The 18,064-nt window shown below is 47.6% G+C and carries 15 protein-coding genes; 6 read left to right on the top strand and 9 right to left on the bottom strand.

Going from position 1 to position 18,064, the window contains the following annotated elements; genetic code table 11:
- Positions 1-23: 23 nt before the first annotated feature.
- From MHB82_RS26175 to MHB82_RS26155, 5 genes are read right to left on the bottom strand one after another with little or no spacing between them, the layout of a single operon-like run.
- Complete coding sequence (locus MHB82_RS26175; RefSeq protein WP_341176211.1) at positions 24-944, bottom strand: FAD-dependent oxidoreductase; 921 nt, start codon at positions 942-944, stop codon at positions 24-26.
- Positions 945-948: 4 nt separating this feature from the next.
- Positions 949-1,728 (bottom strand): PHP domain-containing protein, encoded by a 780-nt coding sequence (locus tag MHB82_RS26170; RefSeq protein ID WP_341176210.1) that lies wholly within the window; start codon positions 1,726-1,728, stop codon positions 949-951.
- A gap of 43 nt (positions 1,729-1,771) precedes the next feature.
- On the bottom strand, positions 1,772-2,599 hold the full coding sequence (locus MHB82_RS26165) for an energy-coupling factor transporter transmembrane component T family protein (RefSeq protein ID WP_341176209.1): 828 nt from the start codon (positions 2,597-2,599) through the stop codon (positions 1,772-1,774).
- Positions 2,574-4,445 carry an ABC transporter ATP-binding protein gene (locus tag MHB82_RS26160; protein ID WP_341176208.1) on the bottom strand — a complete coding sequence of 624 codons (1,872 nt, stop codon included), beginning with the start codon at positions 4,443-4,445 and terminating at the stop codon, positions 2,574-2,576. Before MHB82_RS26160 ends, MHB82_RS26165 begins: the two co-directional genes overlap by 26 nt.
- Positions 4,438-5,325: a cell division protein FtsQ gene (locus MHB82_RS26155; RefSeq protein ID WP_341176207.1), complete on the bottom strand. Its 888-nt coding sequence runs from the start codon at positions 5,323-5,325 to the stop codon at positions 4,438-4,440. Before MHB82_RS26155 ends, MHB82_RS26160 begins: the two co-directional genes overlap by 8 nt.
- 201 nt (positions 5,326-5,526) lie before the next feature.
- Here MHB82_RS26155 and MHB82_RS26150 point away from each other — a divergent pair, with 201 nt between their 5' ends.
- The 6 genes from MHB82_RS26150 to MHB82_RS26125 all read left to right on the top strand — a co-directional run bounded on the left by MHB82_RS26150 (position 5,527) and on the right by MHB82_RS26125 (position 12,528).
- Positions 5,527-6,360, top strand: a complete 834-nt coding sequence (locus tag MHB82_RS26150) for a MurR/RpiR family transcriptional regulator (protein WP_095361694.1) — start codon at positions 5,527-5,529, stop codon at positions 6,358-6,360.
- 121 nt (positions 6,361-6,481) lie between these two features.
- Complete coding sequence (locus MHB82_RS26145; protein WP_341176206.1) at positions 6,482-7,015, top strand: VOC family protein; 534 nt, start codon at positions 6,482-6,484, stop codon at positions 7,013-7,015.
- 413 nt (positions 7,016-7,428) lie between these two features.
- Positions 7,429-8,289: a methyl-accepting chemotaxis protein gene (locus tag MHB82_RS26140; protein ID WP_445671272.1), complete on the top strand. Its 861-nt coding sequence runs from the start codon at positions 7,429-7,431 to the stop codon at positions 8,287-8,289.
- A gap of 177 nt (positions 8,290-8,466) precedes the next feature.
- Positions 8,467-10,182: a spore germination protein gene (locus MHB82_RS26135; protein ID WP_341176204.1), complete on the top strand. Its 1,716-nt coding sequence runs from the start codon at positions 8,467-8,469 to the stop codon at positions 10,180-10,182.
- A 46-nt stretch (positions 10,183-10,228) separates the two neighbouring features.
- Positions 10,229-11,329 carry a GerAB/ArcD/ProY family transporter gene (locus tag MHB82_RS26130; protein WP_095361744.1) on the top strand — a complete coding sequence of 367 codons (1,101 nt, stop codon included), beginning with the start codon at positions 10,229-10,231 and terminating at the stop codon, positions 11,327-11,329.
- The gene (locus MHB82_RS26125) at positions 11,326-12,528 is read left to right on the top strand and encodes a Ger(x)C family spore germination protein (protein WP_341176203.1); all 1,203 of its coding nucleotides are present in this window, start codon (positions 11,326-11,328) and stop codon (positions 12,526-12,528) included. Before MHB82_RS26130 ends, MHB82_RS26125 begins: the two co-directional genes overlap by 4 nt.
- A gap of 75 nt (positions 12,529-12,603) precedes the next feature.
- Here MHB82_RS26125 and MHB82_RS26120 read toward each other — a convergent pair whose 3' ends face one another.
- The 4 genes from MHB82_RS26120 to MHB82_RS26105 form a co-directional block, all read right to left on the bottom strand.
- Positions 12,604-15,006, bottom strand: a complete 2,403-nt coding sequence (locus MHB82_RS26120; protein WP_341176202.1) for an ABC transporter permease — start codon at positions 15,004-15,006, stop codon at positions 12,604-12,606.
- A 2-nt stretch (positions 15,007-15,008) separates the two neighbouring features.
- Entirely contained in the window at positions 15,009-15,767 is a 759-nt protein-coding gene (locus MHB82_RS26115) for an ABC transporter ATP-binding protein (RefSeq protein ID WP_181429899.1), read from the bottom strand.
- A 119-nt stretch (positions 15,768-15,886) separates the two neighbouring features.
- The gene (locus MHB82_RS26110; RefSeq protein WP_341176201.1) at positions 15,887-17,326 is read right to left on the bottom strand and encodes a sensor histidine kinase; all 1,440 of its coding nucleotides are present in this window, start codon (positions 17,324-17,326) and stop codon (positions 15,887-15,889) included.
- A 24-nt stretch (positions 17,327-17,350) separates the two neighbouring features.
- Entirely contained in the window at positions 17,351-18,046 is a 696-nt protein-coding gene (locus MHB82_RS26105) for a response regulator transcription factor (protein WP_341176200.1), read from the bottom strand.
- Between the last annotated feature and the right edge of the window lie 18 nt (positions 18,047-18,064).

The raw sequence follows: 18,064 nt of genomic DNA, 5'->3' as shown, positions 1-18,064 counted from the left end.
GTCTGGCTCTATTCGAGTTACGGTTAGACTGCGCTCGCAGCATAAAAACCAGAGCGCACGGCAGTACCTACTTTACCAATTTTGACGCAATCGCCGATAAGGCTGGTTTTGGCTTCGAACTTAGCTCGAATCTGCTCCGCTACAGTTGAATTTTTTCTCATACCAAAAGCATTAATCATCGTATCTGCCTCAATAAACACCTTGGTACCCTCCGCATTCTCCGCATATAAACCATTGGCTTCAAAGGAAAGGACTTTGTGCCCTCCAAGTATGGTCACCCCGTGACTTTCCAGCATGGGCATCAGAGCTGCCCGATTAATGTACATCACATCCTGGCCCGCTTCCGGGCGCATCTCCACAATGGTCACTTTTTTACCTTCCATAGCGAGCTCAAGTCCCAGGTCACATCCTGTTAAACCGCCACCAGTTATAACAATCTGTTCGCCGCGAACAAGTTCCTTCTGCAAATGTGCTTCAATTGCCCCAATGACATGATCATGATGAATACCGGGGATTGGGGGAATAAGAGGTATGGCCCCTGCCCCAATGAAAATGTGATCGGCCGATTTTAGCGCTGGATCATCCGGTGTGATCTCATGGTTTAGATGAATATGCACGTGAAGCTGTTCTAACTGCCGTTCATACCAGCCAATCAAGGCACGCAGCTGACCTTTGAATTCCGGCGTAGCCGCACTGGTTACCTGTCCGCCAATCGCTGCCTCTTTCTCATACAAAGTAACCTCATGACCTTTGAGTGCAGCTACACGGGCTACTTCTAAACCGGAAGGGCCCCCACCTACAACAACTATTTTCTTCGGTGTCTCTGCAGGCTCAATGACAAAACGCTTAGATGAATCAGAGGGACGAGGGCAGATGGTCTCAAGAGGCGGTGGATAAAAAAAGGCCTGCAGAAATGTTTCCTGCAGGCCCAATCTATAATCCATGCGATTAAACCCCCTGCAAGCTGGCGGCTTCCAGCTTGGCAAGACGTTTCATGACTTTCTTCAGCATTACCGAGGCTTTGACGCGAAGAGGAAGATCGGGAGAGATTTCAACGGTGTAGTGCCCGGTAGTGATAAGCTCTTTTAGTTCGGCAACAGAGGCACAAGGACGGTCCAATACATTAAACACACTGCCGTATTGCAGACATTGGTGCGTATCACTTCCGGCCGTTACGGGTTTGCCCAGGGATTGGGCGAATGTTTCGACCTGACTGCGGCAGGTAGGGATACCGGTTTTGTACATATCTTTGGCATTCAAGTCGAAGGCATCCAGACGTCCAAGCAGACCTGGGTCCAGCTCATACAGAGGGGTTGATTCCCGGAAAGGATGTGCACCAATTTTGAACATGGGCCAGTCTTCGGCCAGATCCAGCAGGTTGGCAAAGGGAATAAATGACCCCTTAGCAGTATAATTTTCCAGCCCGGCACGAACGGCAAGGATATGTTCCTTCTGACCAATGAGCAAAATATGTCCTGTCTCCTGAATGTCTACTTCCATCCCTGGGAAAATGCGCAGTCCGTCCGCGTCATAATATTCTCCGTTGTAGGGGTAGAGACGATCCAGTGTCTCATACACATCGTAGAAGTGGCGAGTGTTGAAATGTTCGGTAAGCGCGAGGGCATCCAGTCCGCTGGCTTTGGCCTCGGTGACCATTTCAGTAAAGTAATCGACGGAGAAATCAGAGTTTTTGGATAATTTGCCGTGAGTATGAAGATCAATATGCATGTCGAGACACTCCTTTTATTCCATGAATGGTTAAGTATATGAATTACAAAATTTTGTAATGTGCGCCGAGCCAGAACAGGAGAGCAACATAGATCGCTGACCCGACAAGAAAACTGATATCGCGTGGGGAAATCTTCAGATGGGCCAGCTTGAGCCGTTTTGAATCCGAATTCTTCATTCCGTAAGAGAACCCACGGGTTTCCAGTGCTTCCACAGTGGTACGGGAACGTTTGGCGGTTGCCAGCATTAACGGGAAAAAGGATACAACAAACAGTTTCATGTAGTAGACAACAAGCCGCCAATAGAACCAGCCATGGCTGGAAGGGACCTGCCCCCGCAATCTGTACGACAGCATAATGTTGCGGAATTCACCAAACAACACAGGCAAGATGCGGTACGCATACGATAGGCTGAACGAGAATGCCGCGGGCATTCCGAGTGCCAGCAAGCCATCCCCGATTCGTTCCGGGTCCATACCCGAAAAGACAGTGATGCTTGCCAGGGATACGATCGACAGCTTCAGAGTTAGGAGTAATAACGGAAATGCGGATTCCAGGTTCCCCCCGAAGAACAGCGAGATAATAAACATCCAGCCCACCTGACCGATCAGCCCCAGACATAGAATGATGATGATGAAGGGAGCAGCGCGGGACAGAATGGTCGTGGTGACCATGAGCAAGAACATGCCGAGCAGCACCGTGCCGTTATGAACGAACCAGGGAACGATGGCAAAGAAGAGATACCAGATGAGCATGACACGCGGATCAATTCGGGACAGACTTGCATGACCGCTGCCATATACGGTATTCATCAACTCCAGCTGAATGCGTTCAATGGATATTTTGTCAAACCAGTTGCGGACAAGCTGCATCAATGTCTTCCTCCTTGGTAAACGAATGATTCGAATGATTCAAAAGGTTCTCCACAAATGTCTCGGGAGTCGGACAGAGTGCGGATAGACCCAACCGATGCGACAGTTCCATCATCTGAGTTAGGGCAAGTCCAGAGCGGCGTAGAAGCGGCTCGTCGGCAAACACCTCGGCAGGTGTCCCATCTGCTTCAACACGTCCATCATGCAGTACGATGACACGATTGGCCCATTGGGTAACCAGCTGCATATCATGAGTCGCAATCACCGTTGTCCGAACATGCTGATCCAGTTCATCCAATACGCCGATCAGTTCCTCTCGGGTAGCCAGATCCAGGTTGGCGGTAGGCTCATCAAGCAGCATAAGAGAAGGTTTCATGGCTGCACCGATCGCAAGGGTAACGCGTCGCTGTTGTCCACCGCTAAGGAGACGGGCATCCCGCTCCTGTAACGGGGTGAGCCGAAAACGATCGAGTACATGTGCGATTTGTTCATCAGCTCCCTGGATGCGGCGGGTTCTCAAGAAATATGAAACCTCTTTGCGCACACTGTCTTCGATGAACATCTCGGCAGAATGTTGAAAAATATAAGCGACTCGGCCAGCCAGCTGTTCCAACGATGAACGATGTGTGATATCCCCAAGCACGCGGACACTGCCTTCCTGAGGCAGACTGATGCCGGCCATGAGCCGGAGTAGTGTAGACTTGCCTGCGCCGTTATTGCCCACCAGGGCGATCCGTTCTCCTTCATGGAGTGAAAAGTTAACACCACGAATAATCTCGTGTTCTTTTTTGCCAAGCCCTCTATATCGCAGACGTGTATCCTTGAATTGAACAATCGGCAGAGAAGCAGCATGTGCATGTTCTTCAGAACGGGACTGTACCCTGATCTCCGCAGGATGGGGCTGTCTACCCTGATTGGCCAGTAGTGCGGATATCGCAGCAGTGTGCTGTTTATGAAAATAAACCGCGGCTTCCTCCACTGTGATTGGAAAGAGCTGATGATGCAGCTGCTCGGGTTGGGTTGCGTGATCTCGTTTCAATAATGGAACAGCCTGAATGGCTGCACGGGTCACTTCAGGAGGCTGAATGCTTAGACGCTCCAGGTCTGCGATACGATTCAAACCTTCCTGGACTGGCAGATTCCACAGCACACGTCCTTTGTCCATCAGGACCACATCCGCACAGAAGTCAGCGATAAATTCGGTATGATGCTCGATGACAATAATGGTCTTGCCGTGCTCTGTATTCAACCGAGAGAGGCATTCATAGATGAGTCTGGCATGCTGTGGATCCAGCTGGGAAACGGGTTCATCCACGATGAGAATGTCCGGGTCCATGGATAGTGCCCCAGCGAGTGCAAGCAGGTGCTTCTGTCCGCCGCTCAATTCCCAAATGTATCGATTGTGGATGGAGTCCAGACCGCACATCGTCAGCGCACGTTCACCCAGCTCCCTATAGTTGGCCAGTCCGTAATTCAGCGGAGCAAAGCAAGCTTCATCGAGCACGGTCGGGCGCACCAGCTGATTATCAAAATCCTGATAGACATATCCAATTTTTCTGGACAGATCTGCAACACTTTGCCCAGCCGCTGAGACTCCCAGTACATGAACTTCACCCGCAAAGTCACCCGTATAGAACTGGGGAATCAGGCCGTTAAACAATTTGCACATCGTTGACTTGCCACATCCGTTGCCTCCGATAATCGCAGTGAAGCTTCCGCGGGAGAGCTCCAGAGAGGCTCCGTTCAGAACAGGTTCTTCCGAACCCGGATAGGTGAAGGTAACATCATGAACGGCAATAGCAGTATCGGATGAAGAAGCAGGGTGGGAAGAATGTGTATTAGGCATAAGGGCGATTCTCCGTACCTGAAATGGCTTTGTTTTTGCTTCGTTTTGCGCGCATGATCCAAAGTGTAACGACCGCGATGAATGCAGCGGCACCAATACTGATCCAGATCGACGCTGAGCCGTATTGATCGGCATAGTCCGTTTCCCATACGGCGAAGTTGATGTCCATTTCAGACAGGGATTCCGCGCCAAAAGCCAGTGCGAGCAGAAGCAGACCAATCAGGGACAGCTTCGGACGGAAGAAGCCGACACCTTCATATTTCATGCCAGGATTACGAGGTTTAATGCCGAGAAGTGGTTCGATTTTGCCATAGAGAAGAGGAACAAGGTAAAGCGTAGGCAGCAGAGCGAACAGGATACCCGAGAATAATACGTCGTTCAGGAATCCAACGCCTTCAATTAGCACAACACTTTCGGCAAGTCCGGGAACGGCTTCGAGTTCTTCCACGCCAATCCATACTTTACCGATATCAACCAATGAACTGAGAAATTGATGAATGATGACTCCGGTCATGGCAGCGACGCCAACTTGTCTGCGATTGCGGGGATCACTTACCATCCGGCCGGCGACATACATCGCGAAGGAAAAGGTAATGAATTTCTCCAGTTCGCCGAGTCCGCCGAATTGGCCCAGCATCAGCTCACCGAAGATGACTTCACCAAGAGCAGCACCGAGTGCGGCAATCATGGGATGGAACAGGATGCAGAGCGTCAGTGGAATAAAAGCAAAATATTCAACCGACAATTCAATCGGTCCAAGCTGCAGCTTGGGAATGAGCTCTGTAAACATGTTGGACAAGCCGTACAGTGACATGGAAAGCACAAACACCATCATTTTCTGTGAAGACGTCAGCGTATACCGCTCAGTCATCTTCTTCATCGATACATACCTCCCTGAATGTTGTTGATCATAGCCACAGTCTAGGGGCAGAGTATTAACGCAAAAGGAGAGATTTGTAAATCGATTGTAATATTTATTACAGATATAAAAATAAATGAAAAATTTATTACATAGATAAACCCCTTGATCACACGCCAGCTGGTATACTGATGGCAGAGCGAGAAAAGGAGTGAATCCGGAATGAATTTATTTGCCCAAAAAGAACAACTATCACCTGGTCATCTGAAAATTGCCGATTTTGTTGAGCGCAACCCGGAGGAGATATTATTCATGACGGAGCAGGAAATTGCCGACAAGCTCGGAGTAAGTATAGCCACCGTTTCCCGCTTCTGGCGTGCTGTTGGATATGACAATGCCAAAGCATTCAAAATCCGGCTGCGAACCTCCGAGGACACGACACCTGCACTCAAATTAAATAAAACAATCTCCCGCATGGACACGAGCAGCCTGCCTGTGCAATTGCTGGAAGCCTCGGTATCCCATCTGCAGGAGACATTATCACATATGAAGCAGGGAGATCTGGAGCATGCTGCTTCCATTCTTGCTGAAGCCAGAAGAGTATATATTTATGCGCCCGGGCCCTCGGCTGGTTTGGCAGAACTGCTGTCTTTCCGGTTATCAAGATTTGGACTAACCGTCATCCATCTGGCTGGAAGCGGACATGAATTACTGGAGTCGCTGATGCACATGCAGCAGGAGGATATGGTCCTACTGATGAGCTTTACCCGTCTGCTGCCTGAAGCAGAGGTTATTCTGGATTATGCCAAGGAAGTAAGCAGCAAGGCCGTACTTGTGACAGACCGGGAGGATCTGTTATATGGACTCTCAACGGAATTGTCTTTCTATGTGAGTCGCGGTGAGCTGGGGGAATTCCACTCCATGGTTACTCCACTTCTTCTTATGGAGCAGCTGGTGCTCGCTGTTGGGTTATTGCAGAAGGAGCAGGCGTTATCCAAGCTGGAGAGGCTTGCTGAACTGCGCAGCAAATATGCGGATAAGCTGCCTCGCGGATAATTACGGATATAGCGGATCACTGGCATGGTTATGCTGCTCCTCATTTGGTGTAAAAACATAGATAAGAGCAGTTGCTGTTGCTCACCAGCATGTTGAATTACATAGGGAATGAGGAGATCGTATGACAACAAGAGGAATCGACCATATAGGGATTACTGTGCCGGATGTGGAACAAGCGACTGTTTTTCTGCAGCAGGCATTTGGTGCCAGACTTGTATATGACAACATTACGCCCCAGGATCCGCCGCAGGAAGGTCCTGAAGTAGAACGGAAGCTGGGGCTTCGACCTGGAGCCAAGGCCACTCATATTCGGATGTTATCTGTCGGGGAGAGCGCCAGTATTGAGCTATTTCAGTTTGGAAATACCGAGCATAATGATCCCGCCAGGGCATCAGACTTCGGTGTGCAGCATGTAGCCTTATATGTGGATCAGATGGAGAATGCGGCGAAACGATTCACAGAGGCAGGAGGAGAGCTGCTCTCCGATCCCAGTGCATTGTCCGGCCCAATCGAGGGCGGGGAAGGCAATCAATTTGTATATGGACGTGCACCGTGGGGCATGTTGATTGAGCTGATCTCCTACCCGGCCGGCATAGATTATCCCCAGAATAGTGAGGATCAACGTTGGACACCTAAGGCAGGAAGGACGGATTAGAGATTGGAAGGCCAAACCATGTGATGTGCTGGGAGTGCTCCTTGTGAGGACCGTTTCGGATGAAACGGTCCTTTTTTGTGCGTATTTGTCCATTTACGTGCTGACACGTTGATAATAAAATGAGGATTAGTCCATTAAGTTGACCAAAATAAGATCACGTAAAATTTTTTTATGGAAAATCAAAAATAAGTGATCCAAATGTCCTCAATTGGGGTATCAATAGTAGAAGCGTTCAGAACGATCACGTGAATACATAAATATTGGAGAAGACCGATTTCCATTTTTGAATTTTGCACATGGATAATCTATGAAAAAATAAGCGATAAGCATGAGAATATGGGGGAAATGAAGTGCCGATAGTAGAGTTGGACAAGAAAAAAGACGTTGTCACGGATGCGCTGGTCATTAAGGCCATGGAAAAAAGTCTGGCTATCATTCGTTTTGATCTGGATCGGCGGGTGACTTATGTCAATGAGACATTTGCTCGTACGATGGGATATCAGGTAGATGAGATGTACGGGATGCATCATCGGCAATTATGTTTTGCTGATTTCGCAAACAGCATGGATTATGAGTTGTTCTGGAACAGTATCTTTAACGGCGTAAGCTTCCAGGACAAGATCGAGCGTAAGGATGCTAGTGGCAACTCCGTCTGGCTTGAAGCAACATATATGCCTGTATATGATGAGTCTAATGAGAGAATTCTCGGTGTCTCCAAAATGGCAACCAACATTACCAATCGTCAGAAAAACATCTCGGCTGTGGTCCATGAATTGAAAACGATGTCACATGAGATGAACGAGCATGCGGATATCGGAATTGAGCGCAGTCGTGAGCTGCTGTCCGGTATCACAGAAATTTCAGAAGTTTCGGCTAATAACCGGGCTACTTTGACTGATTTGCAGGAGCAAGCAGGCTCGATCCAAGGTGTTGTCAAAACCATTCAGCAGATTGCATCGCAGACACAGCTGCTCGCACTAAATGCTGCCATCGAAGCTGCACATGCAGGTGAGTACGGTCGTGGGTTCGATGTTGTAGCCAAGGAAGTCAGAAAGTTGTCTGCTATGGTTGGGGATTCCATTAATGAAATCCGCGATAGTGTAAAAGGCATAACCAAAGAGATTAAGAACATTTCCAGCGGAACTCAGAAAGTTGAAGCGTACGCCCAGCAAAGCCAGCAGAAAATTGCGGTAGCGTTGAAGGATTTTACAACCATTGCGGAATCTGCACAGCTGCTTGATGCCAAGGCGCAGCAAGTCACCAAGATCGTCTAAGATGTATCTCTCTTCTATAAATTAACTTAAACAATGATAACAACGTGGCAGGTCTCCGACACAGGGGCCTGCTTTTTTATTACGCCAAAAAAACGGGAATTATTGTGAGCCTTCGGGGAAAGAATACTCAGAAATACATGTAGGTTCACAGCATAGAGAAATGTTGGGGTGAGGGTGATGTGGTCAAAAATATTATCGTTTGTACCTGAATGGTCGCTATGGATGCAGGCATTTTTGGTTGTGATTATTCCACTCGTCATATTAAAAGCAGCTCGATGGATCAGCTCTTCCATTAGAAAAGGTGCATTCACGAACTTCGATTCACAGCAGAAGCAAAGCTCCGGTGATTCCTCATCGAATGGTCCTGATCAAGCGCAGGGAATCGAAACCGGGGCATATGCCAACATCAAGCTGACGGGGCATTACACCACAGATCTGATCAGTTCAAGAGAAACCTTTGGCAAGAATGCTGACGTACATATACGGGAGTTTTTCATCTATGGTACGGATACACCTGCGGCTGTCATGTATGTCGATGGTCTGGTAGATCAGGAGTTGGTCGATGACCATTTGATCACGCCTCTTATGTTAAGAGGGGTACCCGAACTGAAACAGGACGCGTTCATTCATCCGGAAAATGCTCATCTGCTCAAGGGATATCTGAAAAATCATTTACTGCCTGTCAGTCAAGTAGAGGAAACCGAGTCATTACAGGAACTTGCTCTGGGTGTGCTGTCTGGGAAAAATGCTCTCATTATTGATGGTATGCCTGGTGCTCTCCTCATTGGATCAGCCAAAGGAAAAACACGCAGTATTGAAGAGCCGTTGTCCGAAGCCCTGCTCCGTGGGCCGCGCATTGGTTTTACGGAAAGTCTCAGTGATAACACAGGGGTGCTGCGACGGTATGGGAGTAACCAGAGCCTGTTCATACAGAAATATGAAGTAGGGACACGGATCAAAAAAGATCTGGTTATTGCGTACATTTATGATATTGCCAACCCCGAGATTGTAGCTGAAGTCCAAAAGCGAATCGAGAAGCTGGATGTGGACGCCATGTTGGAATCTGGGTATGTAGAGCAACTTATCGAGGATGATCAACTAAGCCCCTTTCAACAGGTGCAAAATACCGAAAGACCGGACCGGGTTATCGGTGCTTTGCTTGAAGGGCGTGTTGCGATTTTGCTGGACGGTACCCCCTTCGCCTTGATTGTGCCGACCACCTTCAGCATGCTGCTGCAATCCCCTGAAGACTACTATGAACGATGGATTCCGGGTACTTTTCTCCGCATGCTTCGTTTTCTCGCAGCCATGATTGCCCTTCTGGCACCTGCCTTGTATATCTCGTTTATTTCCTTTCATCCGGGTCTGATTCCGACCAAACTGGCATTGACCATTATTGAGACGCGAAAAGGGGTACCTTTTCCCTCCATTATCGAAGCGCTCATCATGGAAACGGCGATTGAGATATTGCGTGAAGCAGGCATACGTTTGCCGAAACCGATTGGACCAGCGATGGGGATCGTCGGCGGTCTCATTATCGGAGATGCCGCCGTACAGGCAGGGATCGTCAGTCCGTTCCTTGTTATTGTCGTTGCCGTTACGGCAATCTCGTCATTCTCCATTCCGACGTACAGCGCAGGGATAACGCTGCGGATTCTGCGCTTCATAGGCATGTTTAGTGCAGCCATTCTGGGCTTGTACGGAGTGGTGTTGTTCATCCTGTTACTCTGCAGTCATCTTGCACGCTTACAGAGCTTCGGCGTTCCATATGTCAGCCCAAGTGTTCCTTATAGATTGTCAGACTGGAAGGACTTTCTGATCAGGGCACCAATGAGCATGATGAAGAAACGTCCTTACATGATGAAACCCCAAGATCAGGACCGCAAGAAATGAGGACAAGGCTATGAAACTGATGAAGAGGTGAAACCCGATGAAGCCGATGAAGCCTTCCTACACGCCCATAACAACAACTCAGGCTGCGATTATGATCATCAACTACATGTTGGGAGCAGGCATCCTGACCTTGCCCCGGACAACGGTGGAAGCAGTGAATACGCCGGATGTCTGGATGTCCATTATCATTTCGGGTTTGATAATCCTGCTCATTGGTTTCATCATGGTTAAGCTGTGCCGGAGATTTCCAGGAAAGACCGTGTTCCAGTTTGTTCCGGAAATTACAGGCAAGTGGATTGCCATGTTAATCAGTATGGCGATTATCCTGTACTTCGTCATAATATCTGCATTTGAAGTCAGGGTATTGGCGGAAGTGACTAATTTATATCTGCTTGAGCGTACGCCAACTTGGGCGATTGTGATGGGATTTATGTGGATTGGGATCTATCTGATATCGGGAGGTCTGAATGCGATCGTTAGGTTGTTCGAGATTATTTTGCCGATTACAATTGTTATCTTTGTCATAGCGATCCTGCTTAGCAGCAAAGTGTTTGAGATTAACAATCTGAGACCTGTGCTCGGTGAAGGGTTTATGCCTGTTATTAAAGGGCTGAAGCCTTCACTTTTGTCATATACAGGCTATGAGATCATGTTTGTCATCATGGCTTATATGAAGAACCCTGAAAAGGGGAATAAGGCGATGATCTGGGGAACGGCTATCCCTACGTTAATCTATCTGGTAACGGTTATTATGGTGGTGGGCAGCCTGTCCATTAATGGCATGAAGACCCGAACCTGGCCTACACTTGATTTGATGAGAAGTTTTGAGATTCAGGGATTGATATTTGAACGATTTGAATCGTTGCTGCTGGTCATCTGGATTATGCAAATTTTTTCGACATTCACCGTTACGTTATACGGTGCTTCCATAGGAAGTGCCCAATTGTTCAAGCGGAAGGAAATACTGGGGGCGATGTTTGTATTAGTTTCCCTTATCTATTTTATTGCCTTTCTTCCAAACGACGTCAACCAGACTTTTGTACTAGGTGACTTTTTGGGAATCGTATCTGTGTGTTTGTTTGCTATCCTTCCAGCCCTTTTGTTGCTGTTAAGTTTTGTTCGCAAGAAAGGAGGCCAGCAGAAATGAAGATGCCTTGGAAGAAGCTGATATTGTTTTCGGTATCGCTATGCATGGTGTTTACGCAAACAGGCTGCTGGAGCAGCAAAGAGATTGAGGACCTGGGTGTCTATGTGGCTCTTGGAATTGATGTGCCTGAGCAAACGGAATTTGAAAAGGACGTAAACGCTCATGGTGGTCATTATCCCAAAGAAAACAACATAACCGCCACGGTGCAGATTGTACCTAAGGATTCATCCAAACCAAATAGCCAGCAAGGTTCTCCGTCAGCGGGCAAGTCCTATTTCAACGAACAATTAACGGGGGATTCTCTGTTAGAAATATTCCGTCAGTTTGCTCTCAGAAGAGATCGTCCCCTTATCGGGCATCACTTGAAAGTGATCGTGGTATCGCAAGAAATTGCACGGAAATACAGCTTGGAGCAATTGCTTGATTTTGTGTTGCGTGATAACGATATCCGTCCAAGTTGTCTTGTTGTGGTGAGTGATGAGAAAGCCATTGATGCATTGCATTCCAATGATCCCAGTGAAATCCCTGCATTTTACTTGACAGGTCTTGTGGACAATTCATACTTGTCGAATAAAATCATGCCCGCTGTGTCACTAGCCAAGTTGGACGCAACCATGCAGTCTGGCAGAAGCTTTCTCCTCCAAAATGTCATATCATATAAAGGCGAACATAAATTTTCGGGTGCAGGCATATTTGACTCGAAGACAAAACGCCATATAGGAACCTTAAGCCAGGTCGATCTCGAAGGATTGTCATGGATTCAGGAAAGGCCTAGGGGAGGCGTAATAAAAACGTATGAGGAACGAACCGGGAGTACAGTTGTATATGAGATCAAGCATACCAAAGGCAAAATTATCCCTACAGTCCATGGGGATGATATCTCGTTCCATGTTAAGGTGGAATCGGAAGGTTGGTTCATGGAAGATTGGACCGTTCCCGAGGTAGAAGGAGACGAAGAATACATTCATAAATTGGAGAACGAATTCAAGAAAGTCGCTGAACAGCAGGTGAAACAGGTCCTTGATAAAATGCAGCATAAGTACAAAGTGGATGTTGGAGGGTTTGGCGAGAAACTGCGCATTAAATATCCGAAAGTGTGGAAGAAGGTTAAACCGGACTGGGATAAGACATTCAGTGAAATACCGATTACCTACGACATCAAAATCAAAATCAAAAATCAGGGATCTTCGACGGAGTGATACCCGGACCAACAATATAGCCTTCTCAGACCCCACGAAGGATCCGAGAAGGCTGTTTCATATGCCCATGTAAAGTTATTCAATAACCAGCATACGTGGGGATGTTTCCTGAATTACACGGGAGGAGAACCAGGAGCCGAGAGCTGCTGCAATAATGCCGATACAAGCGGATAGAACAATTCCACCCCCATTCAGAATTAGAGGAAGCTGTACTATACCATAGTCAGCAAGGATCATTTCAAGAAGAATAGGCAGCACATACACGCCAACCAGGATTCCCAGCAGGGAGCCCATAGCGGATAGGATTGATATTCCCATGGCAATAGACAGCCGAATGAGGCGCGAGGTTAATCCAAGTGATTTGTAGATACCATACGTTCTGCTTTCTTTGCGGATACTAATCCGGCAGGTACTGAAAATAATAATAAATGTAACCAGGATAAACAGCAGCCCAATCAGGCTCATGGGGTAAATTAGAATGTCTGCCGCTTCGGCGTAGACCGAATCGAGCAGGGTCTGCTGGGTTACAACTGAAGCGGAATCTTTAAATTGATCACTCATTTCCCTGGCAACAAGCTCCGCTTCCAGCGGATCATTCAAAGTAATGAATATGGCATCAAAATCACTGTAATTCGAACGAATCGTATTCATGGCCTCCATCGTAATTCGTCCCGAGATGGACATATTGGCAATCGCTTGATAAATTCCTGTGACGAGGAATGTGCGCTTTTCTCCCTCAATATAAAGTTCCAGGAAGTCACCCGGCTTTTTGCTTAAGGACTTAGCTACCCCGACGCCGATGGCAATTTCATTCTCCTGCTGTGGGTTATTTCCCTCTAATGTCTCAAATCCAAGGTCCTGATAACTTCCTTCCAGTACACTCAGAGCTACACTGGTAGATTGCAGTTTATCATCCCCTGAAGAGGCTGGGCTAACTATGCCAGTAATGTTTCCTTGCCAGCCTGCATTTTTGATTCTTGCATCCTCTTGTATCCATTGATTGAACTTCTCTTTGGGAAAAGTACTTTTATTCACAACGACAGCGGCGATGTTGGCATTGTCATAACCCCACTGGGCAGCGGTCTGAGCAATTCCGGTGATACTGGTTAACAGAACATACCCCAAAACCAGTACGGAAGAGGCTGTTGTTGTCAGCAAGAGCATCAGAATAGAACTTTTGATGTTTTTGGTGACATGGCGGACTCCGATAACTGCAGCTACTGGAAGGCGAGCGAACCCGAAGAGACTGGTTAGCGGGGAATTCATTCTCCGTGCCATCCGGCTATTGTCCAGCTCCGACATTCCATAACGGATGGCCTGCACCGGGTGAATATTCCGTGCTTTTTTGGCATACATCACAACGAACAAAAAGATCATGGCGAACAGGAATATGCCCACAAGCAAGGCTGAGCCTATCCCCTCGACCGAGATGTCACGATTTCCCACGCGAAGAGAAGACACGGAGATATTGATGATGAATTTGGATATCCATATACTAAGCCCAAGTCCTGGAAGGATGGCTATACCGGAAAGCATGGAATACTGCATGACATACGTGCCGATGGTTTTCGCCGAGGTCAGACCGATTGATTTCAGTATGCCGATCGTTTTATAGTTGGCCAGGATGGCATCCGAAATCGTAAATCCGATCGTAATCAGAGCGATGGCAAGCATGACAACCCCTAGGAAAATCATGATGAATCCGATGATTTGATTAATGATCAGATAGAAAGAAGAGATGCTCTCGAACTCCATCTTGGTTTCCAGAAACGGACTGCCTGCCTCGAGCGAGTACCGTTCCCAGTAGCTTGAATTGGCACTATAATCGTGGAAATGGATGCCCATCATATAATTATCGTTTCCCGGAAGGGACTGAACATGCTGCGAATAATCGAAAGGGTTCATCCAGACTCGTGCTGTATTGGTGAAGGGGGCCCCATAGGGGACATCAACTACACTGCCGGATACGTTCATTTCGATGGTAGTGCTCCCCGTTTTGAAGCCAATAGTATCTCCGGCCGAGATACCGTACGCATTGGCCATGGAAGTGGGGATCCAGACCGAACCTGGCTCGGGAACCGCTTCTGGTGTTCCACTAGAAAAAATAAGCTCATCCACAACCCGCGGAGTTGACGGGGTATTCATCATGTAAAGGTAAATATTAGGGATATCCGTGCCGTGAAACGAGATGCCCGATAACGTTCGGTACGTTAGCAATTCAGACACTTCAACGCCCTCCTGGGAAGCCCACCAAGAGTGAACAGCCTTTGGATCATTCAGGCCCTTATCAAAAGTCAAAATCTGATGAGATCCATTGGTGCGGCCATGCATCTCTCTAAACTGATTACCTGTGTTGGCCAGAATCATGACAGCTGTAGACAACAGCAGCGTGGACAGAAGAATGAGCAGAGCGATAAACGAGTTTTGTATTTTGCTTCTGCCCAGATAGGAGAGGCTAAGTTTCAACATGACAGCCATCGTTATTCCTTCCCCGATACAAAGGCAAATATCATGTCCTCACGGTCATGAACCTGATGCTCGTTATAGGGTTCGAATTCAAGAATGCCACCCACCTTGCCGTCCCGGATTAAGATCAGACGATCGGCACGGCAGGCAGCCTTGATATCGTGCGTGACCATGACAACGGACTGCCCTTTTTGATGAATGTCTGTCAGGATGTCAAGAACAGCCTTACCATGCTCCACATTCAGACTTCCAGTCGGTTCATCAGCGAAAAGGACGTCAGGAGTATTGATCAAAGCCCGCGCAATGGCGGCTCGCTGCTGCTGGCCTCCTGAAGTCTGGGAGGGAAGACGGCTGCTCAGACTGTCAATATCCAAGGATTTCATCAATTGGGCTGCCCGCAGCTGAATTTCATTCTTTTTGGTCCCGGCGATGTAACCCGGAAGTGCAATATTCTCTCGAATAGAGAGATCCGGTACGAGATTAATACTTTGATAGATATAACCAATCCGGCGAGTGCGAAAATCAGACATTTCCCGCTCGCTGTAATTATCGATGCGTTGTTCCTGAAAATAGACTTCACCCGCAGTTACATGGTCCAGACCACTCAGCAGATAGAGCAGGGTGGATTTACCCGAACCCGAGTTACCCATAATCACGGTAAAGTCCCCTTGATATATATCCAGATCAATATTGCGTATAGCATGGTATTGTTCCGGGCCTGCGCTGTATGTTTTGCATAGGTTATGCGCACGAATAATCGTTGTTTTGCTCAAGAAAATCACTCCCCAAAGCGGTATACGTTTTATTTTAGAGGGGGGATGTTGAGGAAGTCTTATCAAATTATGAATAAAGTCTTACAGGCTGGATGCCAGCCTGAATGGATTGGAACGAGTCAGCAGACCGGCAGGCTAAATTGAAAGCTGGTTCCTTGCCCTTCTTTGCTTGAAAAGAATATATGTCCCCCATGTGCTTCAACGATATTTTTGCAGATGGATAAGCCCAGGCCTGTACCCTCTTGCACGTGTCTGGATACAGGAGACGCCTGCCCCCGGAAATAACGTTCAAATACAAAAGGCATATCCTGTGCCCGAATTCCCTGACCTGTGTCTGTGATGGTCACAATGAACTGATTGGCTTCCAGCTCTGTATGAACACGGATGGCATCCCCGCGATGGGTGTTCTTCAGTGCATTGGATATGAGATTGGCCAGCACTTGCTCGATCCTTGTGGTGTCGATGCGGATTAACACATTCGGAACGGATTCGGGCGTTTCATACGTTAGACCTTTCATGCGCACAGCATGTCCAAATGAGCCAAGCATGGCTTCGAAAGAGGGACCACTATAAACTTCACGCGGCTCTACGGATATCTGACCCAGTTCCTGCAGCGCATGAAGTAGCAGATCTTCAACCAATTGGACTGTTTTGTCCGTGTGGTTCTGCATGATTCGCATATACTCCATCAGGGTTTCCTCATCTTCGCACATGCCTTCCATAATGGCCTCAATATAAGCTTTAACCGTAGTAATGGGTGTTTTGATATCATGCGAAATATTGGTGATGAGTTCCTTTTGGGCCTGTTCTTGCTTCGTGCGTTGTTCACTCAAATATTTAATTTCAGTGCGCATCAGATCGAACATGGCATATAATTCGCCTACTTCGTCTGCATGTTTATAATGAATGGGCTTATCGTACTGTCCCTTGAGAATAGATTCAGCATGATGCTGAAGAATATGTACCGGTGACAGTAAGCGTTTATGTATTTTGCGATGCATGGTTAACAAAAGAATGCAGAGAATAAGTATGATTATGATGGATATGCCCGCAACCAGATAAGGCAGGATGGATGAAGGTTGGACAGTAACCATGGCTTTAGGGATGGTAAAGATGGCATTTCCGATCTGAATTCCATCCGCAGCATGGAGGACAGGGAAAGCCATGTTCACCACGTCCTCTCCATGGTTGGCATGCCCTGCATGGTCCAGGTCATAATGCAAGGCGGATGCCAGATGGATATGTTCTCCTTGAGAGGAGGGATCTGAAGAGAATAGGATCGTGCCGTCCAGGCCGACATAGGATAACTGGATGCCTTGCTCTTCAGCGAGGGCACGAACGTTTTCCTGAACCTCCGGGCTGGTGAGTTGATGAAGATTCTGCTCCAAAGCAAGCATCACCGGATTGATGATGAGCCGGACCAGATGAATGGACAAGTTGGACTCCTCTGTATGATGACCTAACCGATCCACGGCAAGAGTCAGGCTGCATCCAAGGAGAAAATGAAGCAGAATGAGTACGGTGATCAGCCAGCGTTTGGACCATTGGAGTAACGACATCGAGATTGTGGTCTCCCATCTATCTTAGTGGTTGAATTTGTAGCCGACGCCCCAGACTGTCTTCAGAACAACGGGCTCGGAGGGGGTGGCTTCAATTTTCTCTCTCAATCTTCGGATATATACAGTGACCGTATTTTCATCCCCGTATGCATCATATCCCCAAACTGCGTCCAGCAATTGTGACTTGGAGAACACCTGATTTTTGTGGCTCGCCAGGTAGTACAGCAGTTCGAATTCCTTCGCAGAAAGTGAAACTTCATCTCCGCTTACCGTAACCTTGTACGCTTTCTTGTCGATTACCAGGTTGGAGAGACGAAGAAGATGTTCCTCCTCACGCTCGGATGCAAGACTGTCATACCGCCTGAAATGGGCATTGATTCGCGCAAGCAGCTCACTCAGGGAGAAGGGTTTGGTCATATAATCATCTGCCCCAAAGCCCAAACCAAGCACCTTGTCGGTATCACTTCCTCTTGCACTTAGAATGAGAATCGGAATATTGTTTCTTCGTCTTATTTCACGGCATACCTCAATACCATCCATATCCGGAAGCATGATATCCAGGATAATATAGTCCGGCTTTAGCATGTCCATCAGTTGCAATCCATCTTGTCCAGTGGCTGCGACTGCCGCGTCATATTGGTTTTTATTCAGATAGTCTCTTACAATGCGTGAAATGTCCTGCTCGTCTTCAATAATGAGTATTCTACGTGAATGAGGCATAGGTATCGCTCCAATAAA

Origin of the sequence: Paenibacillus sp. FSL K6-2862 (assembly GCF_038005125.1) — a bacterium.
GTDB lineage: Bacteria > Bacillota > Bacilli > Paenibacillales > Paenibacillaceae > Paenibacillus > Paenibacillus illinoisensis_A.
This window is presented reverse-complemented; position numbering and strand designations above follow the sequence as displayed.